Below are 15015 nucleotides of genomic sequence, written 5' to 3'. Positions count from 1 at the left end.
GAGCGATAGCCATGTTAGCATTTTTACAAAATTAAAAAAGAGAGCCTTAATTCATTTTTTATAAGCTATTATTCCAATATAAAGTATTATTAGTGTAAGAAAATATCTTATTACTTAAAAGTTCTTCCACGTGTAAGAAAGAAAGTCATGCACTTCCCCATTAAGGGACGCTCCCCCCACATCAATAGCTTCTAAAACAAAACCGTTTTTCTCCAAAATTCTTTGCGATCCCTTGTTATGACTCGTTGTTTTAGCACGAAGCTCTATTTTTTCATAGGTTAATTCCAACAAATCTTTCAAGTGATTCACACTTTTTGATGCAATGCCTTTTCGTAAAAACATTTCACCAATACGGTAGCCAATCTCAGCAGAAAAGATCGGCGTTTCTGTTACATTAAATAAATTAATTCTCCCTAATATTGTGCCATCCAAGGTCAAGATAAGATAATACATGCCTTCTCCCTTTTTATGCTCAACTAACAGTTCATCTAGAAACGTTAAGAACGTGTTCCGATCATAGTATGACTCTCCTCTTCCAGGAACAAGTTTTTCAAAAAACTCTCTATTTTCTACCTCAAATTGCAGTAACCCTTCAGCATGGTCCATCGTTAACACCTCTAATTTAATGTCCATAATAAGCCTCCTTCTTTCTAAATGAAATCCTTACGTTCTTTTCATTACGTTATATAAACGTATAATATATTCCTCTTTCCTTTTGCAACCCCCTTCCGCATTCAAATAACAAGCAAAAAAAACCTTAGCAACTAATCGGCTAAGGTTTCTCGTCAAATTTACGATGCGCTCGGCTGCGTCGTTCTAACTGCCCGCGTTTTCGTCGTATTTTCCGCTGCAATTTTCCCTTTAAAGAAGCTAATAATATATGAAATCATCACAATAGATAAAATGGAATACAAACCCCTAATAAGTCCAATGGAGAACAGACCAATAAATATAACAATAAAGTCAAAAACAAATGTGGTGATTCCCGGATTGAAATGAAACCGTTTTTGAACGTATAACGATAAAATATTGGCTCCTCCTAATGACGACCCATTTAAAAACAAGATTGACAAACCCAATCCAGCAACTGTCCCTCCTAAAATGGCTCCTACCCAAGGTGTCATTGAAAAACTAGGAAGGTACTGAATTACTTCGGTTAATACGGACATTGTTGTTACCGCAAACATGGTAGATAAGGTGAATTTCCACCCCATCTTCATTACAGCTAAGATATAAAAAGGGATGTTAATGAAAAAGAACATGACCGAAAACGGAATATCGAAGCCGTAGGTAAGACTTAATGCCAGTCCTGCCGTTCCACCTGTTGTAACTTGTGAGCTTTGCAAAATCAAAACACCCATACTAACAACTAAACAACCTAGCACTACATTTAGTAGTTTCACTTATACTCTCCTCCTTGGAGTATTATTTTGCTATGACCATATATGTACCTCAACTATTTTCGTTGAATAATAATCCAAATCATCCACTAGTAAATTATTATAAGAACAATTTGAATCTGCCGCAAATACATACGCAAACGCGCTTAACCTTTAAAGCGTTTATGAATTAAAGTCATTTTTAGTATTTTTAACAATAGAAACTTTATTAACATAACAAAAAAGAGTGTCTGCTAGAAACACTCTTTTTGTTCACTATTATAAAATAGGCTTAATAGAAATCCTTTCCACATGCAACACTCTTTTTAATTCCTTAGCAAATGTCAATGCGTTTTCTCCATCTCCATGAATACAAATGGTATCAGCCTGAATAGGGACAACCGTACCATTAATTGCTTTTACCGTACCTGTTTTGGCCATGGTTACAACTTGATCTATAGCTGTGTGTACGTCGTGGATAAGGGCATGTTTCTGAGAGCGAGGTGTTAGTGTACCATCAGCTTGATAAGTTCGATCAGCAAATACTTCATTCGCTACTCTTAGCTTCTTTTCCAACCCAGCTTTCGTCAGTTTACTCTGTGATAATCCGAATAACACGAGAGCAGGATCTACATCATACACAGCTTGTGCAATGGCATCGGCTACATTTTCGTTTGTTGCAGCAAGATTATACAACGCACCATGCGGCTTCACATGCTGCATAGTAACACCCTCAATGTCACAAAATCCTTTTAATGCACTTATTTGATAGATCACAAAATTATATACATCTTCAGGATTTGTTTCAATGATTCTTCTTCCGAATCCTAACAGATCAGGAAACCCTGGATGAGCGCCTATTTTTACTCCTTTTGCCGCAGCCATTTTTACCGTTGTAGCCATTACATTGTGATCCCCTGCATGATAACCACACGCTACGTTTGCCGATGTAACATGATCTAAAATGAGTTCATCTTGACCGATTTTATAGGCACCAAAACTTTCACCTAAGTCACAATTTATATCTACACTCGTCATCTCCATCCCCCTTTAAAAAAGCTGCGGAATCATTTGTATTAATGTTCGAACCCCAAGATAGGCTGTTAGCACCACCACAATAGCTCCGAATGCCGTCATCCAAACAGGATGTTTATAATCTCCTACAATACTAACGCGATGAGCAGCTAACAAAATGCACCCTAATGTAAGTGGTAGAATAAGTCCATTAAAGGCACCGGCTAACAACAATAACGCAACCGGTCTCCCAATCAACGCGAATACTACCGTAGAAAAAACGATAAAACCGACTGTCCAATAGTTTTTGTTTCTTTCAATACTTGGATGAAACGTTGTTAAGAAGGATACAGATGTATAAGCCGCTCCGATTACAGAGGTAATCCCCGCTGCCCATAATACTAATCCAAACATTCGATATCCAATTTCACCAGCTGCAATTTGAAAAACGGATGCCGTTGGATTATCTGGATTTAGCACAAATCCAGCTGAAACAACACCTAAAATCGCCAAAAACAAAATAACCCGCATAATGGATGCTACGACAATACCAGAAATAGCTGTATTCGTTACATATCGTAAGTTCTCTCTTCCCGTTATTCCTGCATCTAATAGTCGGTGACCTCCAGCAAACGTAATATACCCACCGACGGTTCCACCAACGATTGTGATAATAGCTAAGAAATCTATTTCGATTGGGACAAATGTCCGTAAAACTGCTTCTCCGTATGGAGGCGCACTTACAATCATCACGTAAGCTGTTAGCAAAATCATCAGTGCCCCTAAATAGCGGACTATTTTATCCATAGCCATGTTCGCTTCTTTTAGTAAAAAGATAAAAATACAAATAACCCCAGTTATAATGGCACCAATGGTTGTATCAAGCCCTAATAAGGCATTGACTCCAAGACCACCACCAGCCACATTTCCTATATTAAAAGCTAGTCCACCAAGGACAATAAAAAAGGCAACTACATATCCTAACCCAGGTAAAACAGCATTCGCAATTTCCTGTCCTCTCATTCTTGAGACAGCAATGATTCTCCAAATATTGATTTGTGCACCAATATCTAAAATAACGGATGCTAAGATAACAAACCCGAAGCTCGCCAACAACTGTTCTGTAAACACAGCTGTTTGCGTTAAGAAACCAGGTCCGATAGCTGACGTAGCCATCAAAAAGGCAGCTCCCGCCATCGCACTCATTCTCTCTTTCGGTGTCATTTGTTCATTATGAAGGGACCTCTGATTTTTCATTCTGCTCTTCCTCACTCAGTAAATATTTTAATTGAATACGCTCATCAGCTTTCACTAAAGTTACATAGACACCATCTTACTGGTTTAGTAAAATTAAACTATCTTTAGGTCATAAGTGATGAGGTGTTTCATTTGCAAAGCAAAAATAAAACGGTTGTAAAATCAATGACGATCCTGAATCTTTTTCGAATACATTCGGCCCTTACTCTTAACGAAATCGTACAAATGTCAAATTTACCAAAAACATCTGCTCATCGAATGGTCGGATCATTGACTGAAATGGGATTTCTTACAAAAGACTTTGAAGGTAACTATTCCCTAGGCCTTCTTTTTTTAGAGTACGGACAACTCGTTTCCGAACGCCTTGATCTCCCTAAAATCGCTAAGCCATATATGGAAGCCCTTAGAGATGATGTTAATGAAGCTGTTAATTTAACGATACGAGATGGCAATGAAGCTCTATATGTCGAAAAAGTAGACACAGACCACCCTGTGCGACTTTTCACAAAAGTCGGACGTCGTTCGCCGCTTTATTCCGGTGCCTGCTCTAGAATTCTACTCGCTCATATCGATGAAAAAGAGCAAGAATCTTATATTCGCACTATCGATCTCAAACCAGTCGGGTTAAAGACCATAACCGATAAAGAGGTTTTAAGAAATGTTTTAAAACAATCACGAACAGACGGCGTTGCTATCAGTTATTCAGAACTCGAAAACAATACAGTCTCTATCGCTGCCCCTATTTTCAACATTAGCGGACAAGTGATTGGCGGCTTAAGTGTAGCTGGACCAGAAAGTCGTTTTCCCGAAACACGCGTGGCCGAAATGATAGAGAAAGTAAAACAAACAGCCAACCAAATCTCCTGTAAGCTTGGATTCAATTAATGCTAGCTTACTTCATATGTTTTAATTTAATCCCTATTTTTAACTCATTTAATTCGGTTTCTCTTCTTATTAGTAGCTTTTCCGCTTCCTCTATTGACACACAGGAAAAAGAAATTTTCTCACCTGGTTTCAATTGGGCTACAGCCGGGATATCTACCTCTATCACTTGCCCAATTTTGGGATACCCGCCAATGGTCTGCCTATCCGCAAGTAAGATGATTGGATTTCCATCAGGCGGAACTTGAATCGTACCAAAAGTGACCCCCTCTGATAGTAACTCTACCTTATTAATCACGCGCAGCGATGGTCCAGAAAGTCTGTAACCCATTCGATCAGATTGCGGTGTCACTTTAAATGAGGAATGAAACAATTGATCCTGACTTTCTTTCGTAAATTGTTGATAATGTGGCCCTGGAATAATCCTAATCTCTTTTCGTTTATTTTGTACGAGAGTTGAATTCAGCCCCCACCGACTTACAATACATGAACGATACTTATTTTGAGATTCTTCCCACATATCCCATTCCTGATTTTGTTTAAATTCAATAACATCACCAACATCTAAAGCGCGCCCTTCAAATCCTCCTAATTTAGCTCGAAGGTACGTACTCTTACTCCCCATCACGTCTGATACAACTAGTCCTCCCGAAATGGCTACATAGCATCGACAACCTGTTTTCGCAGGACCGAACGATAAAATACTGTTTTTTTTCACAAAAATAGGTCGATGAATGGGAATGGATTGATTGTCTATTGTTGAGGAGAGATTTCCTCCTGCAATGGCAATAAGTGCATCTTTCTCAAACCGTAACGATGATCCAGCTAATGTCATTTCCAAAGCGGCTTCATCTTCTGCATTGCCCACTAACAAATTGGCAATTCGGAGGGCCAAAGGATCCATCGCTCCGCTCATGATAACCCCGTGCTTTTGAAATCCGGTTCTCCCTAAATCTTGAATAGTAGTTAAGAGACCTGGCTTAAGTACTTTTAGAGCCATTTTGAATCCTCCCTATATTGGTTATATTCAGCTTCAGTAATGGGTTTAAAACGAATGACATCACCTGATTGAAGCAAACTAGGAGGAGTCTGATCTTTAAAGAATAAATCTAGAGGCGTTTTTCCAATGAGTTGCCACCCTCCCGGAGTCGAGATTGAGTACACCCCCGTTTGTTTCCCCGCTATTCCAACAGATCCCTTTGGTATTTCCATTCGTGGCTGTTCCTTCCTAGGGGTAGCAATCTTCTCTGACATTCCTCCTAAATACGGAAATCCAGGCGCAAAACCAATCATGTAAACGAGATACTCTCCACTTGAGTGAATGTCTACAACTTGATCAGGAGTTAGACGATTATATTCGGCTACATATTCAAGATCAGGACCGTATGCCCCACCATAACAGACAGGAATTTCGATCAGGCGACTTTTCTGTTCATCTGCCTTTTTTAAATTCAAAGCTATCTCTTTTAACGTCGCACAAACAATAGAAGAGGGTGACTCACCTTTACTAAATGGAAGAATAGAAAGCGGATCATAAAATACGGTTACAGTTGTAAAGGCCGGAACTATTTCCTTTAACCCTTTAAATGGATCTTTCTCTAAATGAGCAGCAAAAGCTTTTACTTTTTTATGTACTTCCACATCGATTTCATTCCCAAAATGGACCGCTATCGCAGACTCACTTAACGCCGTCACTTTTACCTCTTTTTCAAAATCTGTAATAAGTCGATCCAACCTGCTCACCTCTTTCAGTTCCGAAATTCGGAACTTATATTCCGATTATCAGTTGTATTGTAATAATTATAATTATCAGATTATAAAAAAGCAATGGAAAATCAAAAGAAGAGAGCGTACCACGCGTATGTATTTTACATAAATAAACCTTGTTTCATGCAAAAAAAAGCAAAAGAGCATCTACTCTTTTGCTTTCTCATAATATCTAGCTAATTCAACAATCATGGCACCCATTCTTTCCAGTTCAGGAGCTACCACTCTCTCGATCCCTTCCTCATGCAATGCTTCCGCCGTTACCTTACCGACAGCTACTGCAAGAACACCGGTTCTGAAGGCGTGTAGGACTTGATCAACATATCCTTTTTCTTTTACATACTTAAAGAAAGATCGAACTTGAATGGCAGCTGTAAAGCATACCGCATCAACATCAGAGGAAAACAATTCCTGACATAGCTTTTCTACCACAGCAAAGTCAGGATCAACATGCTGATAAGGAAGCACCTTCATCACTTCTGCTCCTGCTTCTTCTAAATACTGAATCAGCGCAGGTGCATTTTCACCATGAAGTTGAACCAACACTCGTTTTTCTTTGAAATCAATTCCTTCAAAGGACTCAATTAATCCTTTTATTGTGCCATCATCATCCTTTACACTTGGTGTAAATCCTATTTTCTTTAAGGCCGCAAACGTTTTGTATCCTCTTGAGGCAATTTGCGCCTCTTTCATTTTTTGAAGAAACTGCTCTTGTATCTCTAACTCAGCCGCCAACTCTAGCAAAGCATTCGTCCCTATTCCCGTTGTAAAAACCATCCAGTCAAATGTCTCATTTACAATCTTCTGTAAGTCATCTTTTACTTCCTCTTCTGCCTTAAACACCGTTCCTTGAAGAGAGCGCACAAGAGGAACTCCATTTTGCTTTTCAATGAGCTTACTCATTTCATCTGTTTTTCTTGAGGCTGCAAGCACTATTTTTCTTTCATCTAAACCAGTCTTCATTCGTGTCACTTCTCTTTCTACTTCAAGTTTTCTATCATTCACTTATTCTTATTATAAGCTTTTTCCATGTAGAAAAAAATGGTTGAAACATGAAAGAAGACTCTGATAAAGGTTATATGTCCTTTATCAGAGTCTTCTAAATCTGTTAATTTTGATCGTTAAGCTGCTCATACTGTTCAACAATGAGAGTTAGCAAACGACTAGTTTGATCTAGTTTAGTCACTTCTGTTATCGCTGTTTTCAATCCTTTATCCCTAATGAGTTGCTGAATTTGAACAGCTTCTTCATCTGTTTGTACATCATAATGGAAAGCCGCTGCTATTGCTTTTGCTAAATAAACAGGTTCTTCCCCTACGATTTCAATAAATTGTCTCGCAGGCCCGACCAGTCGATCATTCGGTCCAAGCTTCCGTAGTGGTCCTCTTCCTACCCTAGTCACATCATCAGCTAAATTCACATTCAAAAATCGAGTAATGATTTTTTGAATATATAGTTCATGCTCATCTAAATTAAAGGAGTGTTTCTCCGAAAGTAAACGACCTGTTTCTTGCAATGTTTTTTCAAGTAACGTTCTAATTTCTTCCACTTCTAACGCCTGATCAATTGTCTTAATACCTGCATGATATCCCAGGTATGCAGCTACCGCATGACCGGTATTAACGGTAAATAACTTTCTTTCAATGTAAGGATTAAGGTCCTCCACATATGTCACGCCATTAATTTTCGGAATATCTCCTATCATGCTTGATTGTTCGACTACCCACTCATAGTAAGGTTCAACCATTACAAGTAGTTTATCTTCATTCACTTGATTAGGAACAATCCGGTCAACCGCTGCATCAGGAAACGCAAAGCGCTGATCAAAGATAGCTTTTTCTTCTTCTGCTAATTGGCTATACACACTTTCTTTTAAAAGAGTACTACCACCAATTAAATTTTCACACGCAATAATATTTAAAGGGGTGTTGTTCTTTTGAACTCGTAAACGCAAACCTTCCACTAAACTCTTTGCAATGATCGGGAGAATAGTCGGACCAACGGCCGTTGTGACAATATCAGCATTAGCAATAGCCTCGATAACTTGCTCTGGCTGTTGCATACTGTTAATAGCTGAAACATTTTTGATCGTGGCCGTCTCTTTTGATTGATCCGCCAGAACAACATTGTATTCTTTTCTTGCATTAAGCAAATCAACAATTTCTTTATTCACATCAACAAAAATAGTCTCGTATCCAGACTCATACAACAAAGACCCAATAAACCCTCTCCCGATGTTCCCCGCTCCAAAATGTACAGCTTTCATCTTAGTTCACCTCTTCAAAAATTTCGAGAATTTCCTCCGTCGATGTTGCTGATACCACCTTTTCAACATTTTCTTCCTCGGACAATACAATGGCAATTTGCGACAAAATGTCTAGGTGCTCATCACCTTTACCAGCAATTCCAATTAATAACTTTACGATATTTCCTTCACCGAAATCGACTCCATTAGGAACTTGGATAATAGCGATACCTGATTCTTTCACAGAAGCCTTCCCTTCTTCTGTTCCGTGCGGGATAGCCACAAAGTTCCCCATATAAGTAGAAGTAAGCTCTTCTCGCTCTAACATTCTGTCAATATATGCTGGTTCAACATACCCACGATTAACAAGTAGTTCACCCGTTAATTTAATTGCATTTTCCTTCGTATCCACTTCTGTGTTTAATACAATGTTCTCATTTGACAAAATTGGTAATGACATATTAAAACACTCCTTAATAATTTGTTTTTTCTTTAAAAAAGCTTTCTAACTTCGATGCTAAATAAGACGATATTTTGTTCTCATCTTTTGATTCAAACCTAATAATACTTAACTCATTTTCAATAATTACTGCGCTAATTTGACTTAATATTTCTAGTGACGGGGTAGCTAGTTCTCGAGGAGAAAGCATAAGCAAAATAGTCTCTACCTTCATCTCAACTTGATCCATTCCCGTTATCGTTTGTGGTTCGTGCAATGCATGAATCGTGAAGGATGGCTTCCTTACAGCATCACTTCTTGCATGGTAAAGTGCTAACTTTGTATTTGGTATTCCTAATCCACCTATTTTCTCTCGTTCCAATAAATCGTGTATAACAGTAGGTAATTCTGATATAACCCCTTCACTCAACAGTGTTTCACAAGCAGATTGGAGGAGGGAAGAGAGATTTTGGTCTTCTTTATACGTAGACACTTTTAATCCTTGTAAAATCGTTACGATCGTGTCCGAATACTCTTTTATTACCTTCATCCGCTCGATCGTATTTTCTTTTCTAGATAACGTCGGAAAATCTATATCTTGTTTTGGTCCTTCTGTAACATTCTGCTTTTGTTTATGAATAAAAGATTTAATCTTCTCAATCTCATCGCTCGTTAAGATAGGATTAACTAAAATATACTCTCGGTTAAAATCCGGTAGACGAATGGTTGATAAGATCAAATCATACTCATGATTATCGATTTGAATAAGCTCAAACATCGACACATTTCTACACTCTTTTATTTCAGGAACTTCTTGTTGCAGACTTGTTGCTAACATTTTCGACGTCCCAATTCCACTTGAGCAAACAATCAGGGCTTTTAATGACTCTTTTTTATGTCTCCCTAACAGAACCGAGCCAAAATGAAGAACCAAATAACCAATTTCCTCTTCTGGAACTTCTAATTCAGGAAAAACGAGCTTCACCCCATCTTGTACTACATGAAACAAATGAGAGTAATCTTGTTTAATTTTATCTAGAAGCGGATTGCTAATACCCATGTTTTGTTTGATACGAAAGAGAGCTGGACTTAAATGGGCAACTAACCCTTGAAGCAGTTCATGATTGTCGGCTAACGACTCTCCTGTTTCTTTTTCAACGTGAAGAATTAAACTTTTTGCTTTTAAAGCTATTTGCAGGCTTGTATCTTCAATTAGATATTCCTTATCTAGCCGTAATTTAGCTCCTCGCAGATGCATCGTAATATAACCAACCTCTGCTTTAGGAATCTTGGTTTGAAATACTTTTTCTAGCTTCTCAATTATTTTTTCTGCAATTTTGAATTCAGAAGTGACTTCCAAATGTTCTAGGTAGGCTTGGTCGATTGATATGTTCTCACCTTGTAAGATTCTTTCCATGGCCAATGCTAAGTGAACAACTAATCCCATGTAAGCACTATCTGCTATGGAATAAGGAAGTTCTTTGTTTATTTCTTCTATAGCCTTTTCAACAATGAGTAGGTTTCTTTTGTCAACTAAACCTAATAACCTTTCAGAAATCAGTTCTGTTTGTTGTGATGTTTTCTTTTGGATGTTTTCTCTAATCAAAGATAACAAATCAAATTCATCAACATTTTCTGAAATGATCTTACTCATTGCCTTTCTCTTCGATGTTTCATCTCCTACTATTTCAACACCATAGCCTCGTTTTCGAACCAAGATAAGATTTTCATGATTTTGCAACTGCTCTTCTACTTTATTTAAGTCGTTACTGATGGTGGCAATGGTGACATTTAAATCACTTGCTATAGCCAAAAGCTTAACAGGTTCAACCGACTCTAGCAGTGTACATAAAATAATCGTCTGTCTTTCCTCAGGTGTATATTCATTATGCTGAATATTAAAGAGAAACAACTTCAGGTTTTCAATCTGATCATGCGAGCCAACTAGTTGAACACCAACACCAGATTTTTTTAGCAAACTCAAGTCATATTCTTTTAGAATGTCCTCAACACCTTTTAAATCGCGATGAACGGTTCTCACACTAACATCAATTTTTTCAGCTAGGCCTTTTACCGTTATTTCTTGATCTGATGATAACAAGTGTTCTAAGATCTGCCTTTCTCTTGCCGTAATGTAAATGGCATTCACCTCATTCACTTTCAAAGTTGATGACAAAATTAAAATACCACATGACTATATTTTAATCATAATCGAGCTGAATTATTGATTCAACAAAAGGTAATTTCGATTTCGTCTCGTTCATTGTTGCCATAATTTAAAAAAGAAGGAAGGTGAATAACTTTCCACCTTCCTTCGCAATCCTATTTTAACTTTTCAATTAGCTCATCATACTTCGGACTATTTAAGAAGTTCTCTACTGAAATATGAACGGCAGTAGGCAATTTTGCTTTCGCACGGTCTGTTAGATCTTTGTGCGAAATAACGATATCAGCGTCGTTTGGAATATTATTGATAGCCGTATTTGTAACATCAATTTCCAAGCCAGCTTTTTTAACTTTATTTCTTAAAATCGATGCACCCATAGCACTCGAACCCATACCAGCATCACATGCAAAAATGATTTTATTCACATTTTCTTTCACTACTTCATTATTTTCAGTTGATGCTTCTTTTGTTTCTTCTTGATTCACTAATACAGATGCTCTGCTTTCTTTTCCTTTTAATGCAGAAGTTTGTGCTGTTGCTTTTGCTAAGTCACCTTCATCTGTTGCCTTTGAACTCTTAAGAATAATAGAAGCAATGATAAAGGAAACAGCTGTTGCGGCAATAACACCGGCAATGACTGCAAAGTATCCGCCACGTGGTGTCATCGCAAGTATTGCAATGATACTACCTGGTGATGGAGCTGCTACAAGTCCACCGTTAAATAACATTAGTGTAAATACGCCTGTTGCGCCACCAGCAATTGCCGCTACAATAAGTGCAGGTTTCATTAAGATATACGGGAAGTAAATCTCATGAATTCCTCCAAAGAAATGAATAATTGTCGCACCAGGTGCTGATTGTTTCGCCATTCCTTTTCCAAATAACATGAAAGCAAGTAAAATACCAAGACCAGGTCCAGGGTTTGCTTCTAATAGGAATAAGATTGACATTCCTTCACGTGCTGCTTGCTCAATTCCAATCGGACCTAAAATCCCGTGATTAATGGCGTTGTTTAAGAATAATACTTTGGCTGGTTCAATTAAAATACTCGCAAGTGGTAACAAATTGTTTGTAACTAGGAAGTTTACTCCTGCTGCAAGTGTTTGGTTTAATCCATAAACAATCGGACCTACACCAACATACGCAACAAGCGTTAACGCTCCCCCAATAATACCAGCTGAGAAGTTATTAACTAACATTTCAAAACCAGATTTTACTTTGTTCTCGAAATACTTATCAACTTGCTTAATGAGCCACCCACCAAGTGGACCCATAACCATTGCTCCTAGGAACATTGGGATGTCTGCTCCAACGATAACCCCCATTGTTGCAGTCGCACCTACGACCCCTCCTCGTAGGTCATACACCATTCGACCACCAGTAAAACCGATTAATAGCGGAAGAAGGTACGTAATCATCGGACCAACAAGTTCTGCTAAGTTCTCATTTGGTAACCAACCTGTCGGGATAAATAATGCAGTAATAAGTCCCCATGCTATAAATGCTCCAATATTCGGCATAATCATGCCACTTAAAAAACTACCAAAGCGTTGAATTCTAACTTTGATATTTGAATTAGTTTTAGGTGAATCCATCTTTCTATCTCCCTTCGTCTTGCTTGTTTTATCTTGTCTTGCTGTACCTCTATAATAAAGCGGTTACAGATGAGAATCCATCTATAGAAAAGCTTCTTTTGTCAATTGTATTGTTGCCAAAATTTTAATCGAATATTAAATTGTCCTTTTTTTGTCAAAAAAGGAAGCCGTTACGCTTAAATTGATCTGTATTACTTAGAGAATAAAAAAAGCTTTGAGGCTTTCAGTATGCGGAGCCATAGCCACTAATACATGCAACAAACGGACTGTAGATGCCCTATTTCTTTTAATACTACCTTTTTTCTGTTTAAAAGGACCGTGGTTCCTCTATTTCACTAATTTTACGTAAAAACCCCTCTTTTTTAGGCAAATAAGGTCTCTCCTGTCCGTTTATACTTCCCATAGCGCTAATTTTTTCTAAATAACGAACCTGGTGTCCGCTCCCTTAAAAATGTACCAAGGCACAAAAAAAGAGCACCTTCTTTAAGGAACTCTCTTTTAATGGCTCTCAATCCATCACGATATATATGGCTTCGTCCACTACTTCTACATCATATTTCTTCACACAGCCAACATCTGGCGCCTGCACTTGCCCGTCTTTCATGCTGATTTTCCAATCGTGAAGCGGACAAAAGACATGCTCGCCACTGACAATTCCTTCTGACAAAGGACCTCCTTTATGAGGACAACTGTTTTGAATGGCGCGAATTACACCGTCTTTTTGCTTGAACAACGCAATCTCTTCGCCAGCTACGTTGACTCTTTGACCTACTCCTACAGATAAATCCGAAATATTTGCTACATGAACCTTGTTTGCACTATCAACTTTACTCATATGAATGCTCCCCCTCCAATTTAAGAAAGTACTTGAACTTCTTTCTTTTTAAATTCTTGTTGTAGTTCTTCGTTTTCGACGATTTCTTTCCAAGGATCTTTTCCGGTCGATAACGCTACGTCCATTCTCTCAATAAGGGCTTTGCGGCCTTCCTCATCTTCTAGAACGACTTTCTTCATATGATCTAAACCAACACGTTCAACAAAGTGGGATGTACGCTCTAAATATCTGGCATGTTCTCTGTAGTACTGCATAAAGGCACTGATCGTATCGATGATTTCTTCTTTCGTTTTCACCTTACAGAATAAGTCTCCGCCGCGTAGATCTACCCCGCCGTTTCCACCAACGTAAAGCTCCCAACCGCCATCCACTCCGACCACTCCAAAGTCTTTAATGCCTGACTCTGCACAGTTACGTGGACAAGCCGATACTGCCATCTTTACTTTATGTGGGGTGTTGATGTATTCAAATTTCTTCTCTAACTCCACACCGAGACCGATCGAATCTTGTGTTCCAAAACGACAGAACTGCTCTCCAACACATGTTTTGACAGTTCGAAGTGCTTTTGCGTAAGCTGAACCTGATCTCATACCAAGGTCACTCCACACTTTCGGTAAATCTTCTTTTTCTACCCCGAATAAGTCGATACGTTGGCCACCTGTTACTTTTAACAATGGAACATTATACTTATCTGCGACATCAGCAATTTTACGTAATTGCTCTGCATTTGTTACTCCGCCATACATTCTTGGGACAACGGTAAAGGTACCATTATGATTGATGTTCGCGTGCGCACGTTCGTTGATGAAGCGTGATGTTGGGTCATCAGCATTTTTAATAGGATCGACCATTTTTAAATAGTAGTTAATCGCTGGGCGACACTTCGAACAGCCTTCATCCGATTCCCAGCCAAGAACATTCATCACTTCACGTGGATGCGTTAAGCCAAGCTCGCGAATTTCTGCGACTACTTCTTCGTGGGTATGAGTCGTACAGCCACATAATGGTTCAGGAACATTTCCTACTTCTTCTCCAGTTGTTAACGTTAAAAGGTCTGCAATAAGCGGTTTACAGCCTCCACAAGAACGACCGGCTGTCGTACATTGCTTCACTTGTTCAACCGTGGTTAATCCTTGATCGGTAATCGCTGAACAGATTGCTCCTTTGGAAATTCCGTTACAGTCACACACATTATCGTCATCTGCCATCGCCACAACCGGACTCACCGGTGCTTCTCCACTTTCTGATGGAAGAAGCGCGACTTTGCTCATCCCTGAAATGTCCTCTTCTTTTCGCATCATGCTAAGCAGACGAGTCGAATCTGATGTATCACCAAATAAAACGGCCCCAATCACTTTGTTGTCTTTAACAACCACTTTCTTATAAATGCCTTCGAATTCATCATGAACACGAATGGCCTTCGTATCTTCAGCAT

The 15015-nt window shown here is 38.6% G+C and carries 14 protein-coding genes; 1 reads left to right on the top strand and 13 read right to left on the bottom strand.

The window, feature by feature from the left end:
* Window positions 1–114: 114 nt before the first annotated feature.
* The 4 genes from N0O92_RS21060 to N0O92_RS21045 form a co-directional block, all read right to left on the bottom strand.
* Complete coding sequence (locus N0O92_RS21060; protein ID WP_315616706.1) at window positions 115–633, bottom strand: GNAT family N-acetyltransferase; 519 nt, start codon at window positions 631–633, stop codon at window positions 115–117.
* Between the two features lie 158 nt (window positions 634–791).
* Complete coding sequence (locus N0O92_RS21055) at window positions 792–1403, bottom strand: YitT family protein (protein ID WP_315616704.1); 612 nt, start codon at window positions 1401–1403, stop codon at window positions 792–794.
* 255 nt (window positions 1404–1658) lie between these two features.
* Window positions 1659–2417, bottom strand: a complete 759-nt coding sequence (locus N0O92_RS21050; RefSeq protein WP_315616702.1) for a LamB/YcsF family protein — start codon at window positions 2415–2417, stop codon at window positions 1659–1661.
* 12 nt (window positions 2418–2429) lie between these two features.
* Window positions 2430–3617: an NRAMP family divalent metal transporter gene (locus tag N0O92_RS21045; protein ID WP_315616762.1), complete on the bottom strand. Its 1188-nt coding sequence runs from the start codon at window positions 3615–3617 to the stop codon at window positions 2430–2432.
* 165 nt (window positions 3618–3782) lie between these two features.
* Between N0O92_RS21045 and N0O92_RS21040 the strand changes: the two genes are divergently transcribed.
* On the top strand, window positions 3783–4535 hold the full coding sequence (locus tag N0O92_RS21040; RefSeq protein WP_315616700.1) for an IclR family transcriptional regulator: 753 nt from the start codon (window positions 3783–3785) through the stop codon (window positions 4533–4535).
* Between the two features lie 7 nt (window positions 4536–4542).
* Here the strand turns inward: N0O92_RS21040 and N0O92_RS21035 are convergent, their stop codons facing one another.
* The 9 genes from N0O92_RS21035 to nirB all read right to left on the bottom strand — a co-directional run.
* The gene (locus N0O92_RS21035) at window positions 4543–5532 is read right to left on the bottom strand and encodes a 5-oxoprolinase subunit C family protein (RefSeq protein ID WP_315616698.1); all 990 of its coding nucleotides are present in this window, start codon (window positions 5530–5532) and stop codon (window positions 4543–4545) included.
* Window positions 5523–6266: a 5-oxoprolinase subunit PxpB gene (gene pxpB / locus N0O92_RS21030; RefSeq protein WP_315616696.1), complete on the bottom strand. Its 744-nt coding sequence runs from the start codon at window positions 6264–6266 to the stop codon at window positions 5523–5525. The genes N0O92_RS21035 and pxpB overlap by 10 nt, the downstream gene beginning before the upstream one ends.
* 180 nt (window positions 6267–6446) lie before the next feature.
* On the bottom strand, window positions 6447–7262 hold the full coding sequence (locus N0O92_RS21025) for a uroporphyrinogen-III synthase (protein ID WP_315616694.1): 816 nt from the start codon (window positions 7260–7262) through the stop codon (window positions 6447–6449).
* 145 nt (window positions 7263–7407) lie between these two features.
* Window positions 7408–8565, bottom strand: a complete 1158-nt coding sequence (locus N0O92_RS21020) for a mannitol-1-phosphate 5-dehydrogenase (protein WP_315616692.1) — start codon at window positions 8563–8565, stop codon at window positions 7408–7410.
* A gap of 1 nt (window position 8566) precedes the next feature.
* Window positions 8567–9004: a PTS mannitol transporter subunit IIA gene (locus tag N0O92_RS21015; RefSeq protein ID WP_315616690.1), complete on the bottom strand. Its 438-nt coding sequence runs from the start codon at window positions 9002–9004 to the stop codon at window positions 8567–8569.
* A 13-nt stretch (window positions 9005–9017) separates the two neighbouring features.
* On the bottom strand, window positions 9018–11159 hold the full coding sequence (locus N0O92_RS21010) for a BglG family transcription antiterminator (RefSeq protein WP_315616688.1): 2142 nt from the start codon (window positions 11157–11159) through the stop codon (window positions 9018–9020).
* Between the two features lie 146 nt (window positions 11160–11305).
* Window positions 11306–12745: a PTS mannitol transporter subunit IIBC gene (locus N0O92_RS21005; RefSeq protein WP_315616686.1), complete on the bottom strand. Its 1440-nt coding sequence runs from the start codon at window positions 12743–12745 to the stop codon at window positions 11306–11308.
* A gap of 508 nt (window positions 12746–13253) precedes the next feature.
* Entirely contained in the window at window positions 13254–13580 is a 327-nt protein-coding gene (gene nirD / locus N0O92_RS21000) for a nitrite reductase small subunit NirD (RefSeq protein ID WP_315616684.1), read from the bottom strand.
* A gap of 20 nt (window positions 13581–13600) precedes the next feature.
* The coding region (gene nirB / locus N0O92_RS20995) for a nitrite reductase large subunit NirB (RefSeq protein WP_315616682.1) at window positions 13601–15015 on the bottom strand (1415 nt) is incomplete at its 5' end.

The sequence above is a fragment of the Alkalihalobacillus sp. MEB130 genome (genome assembly GCF_032335535.1).
GTDB lineage: Bacteria > Bacillota > Bacilli > Bacillales > Bacillaceae_D > Halalkalibacter.
This window is presented reverse-complemented; position numbering and strand designations above follow the sequence as displayed.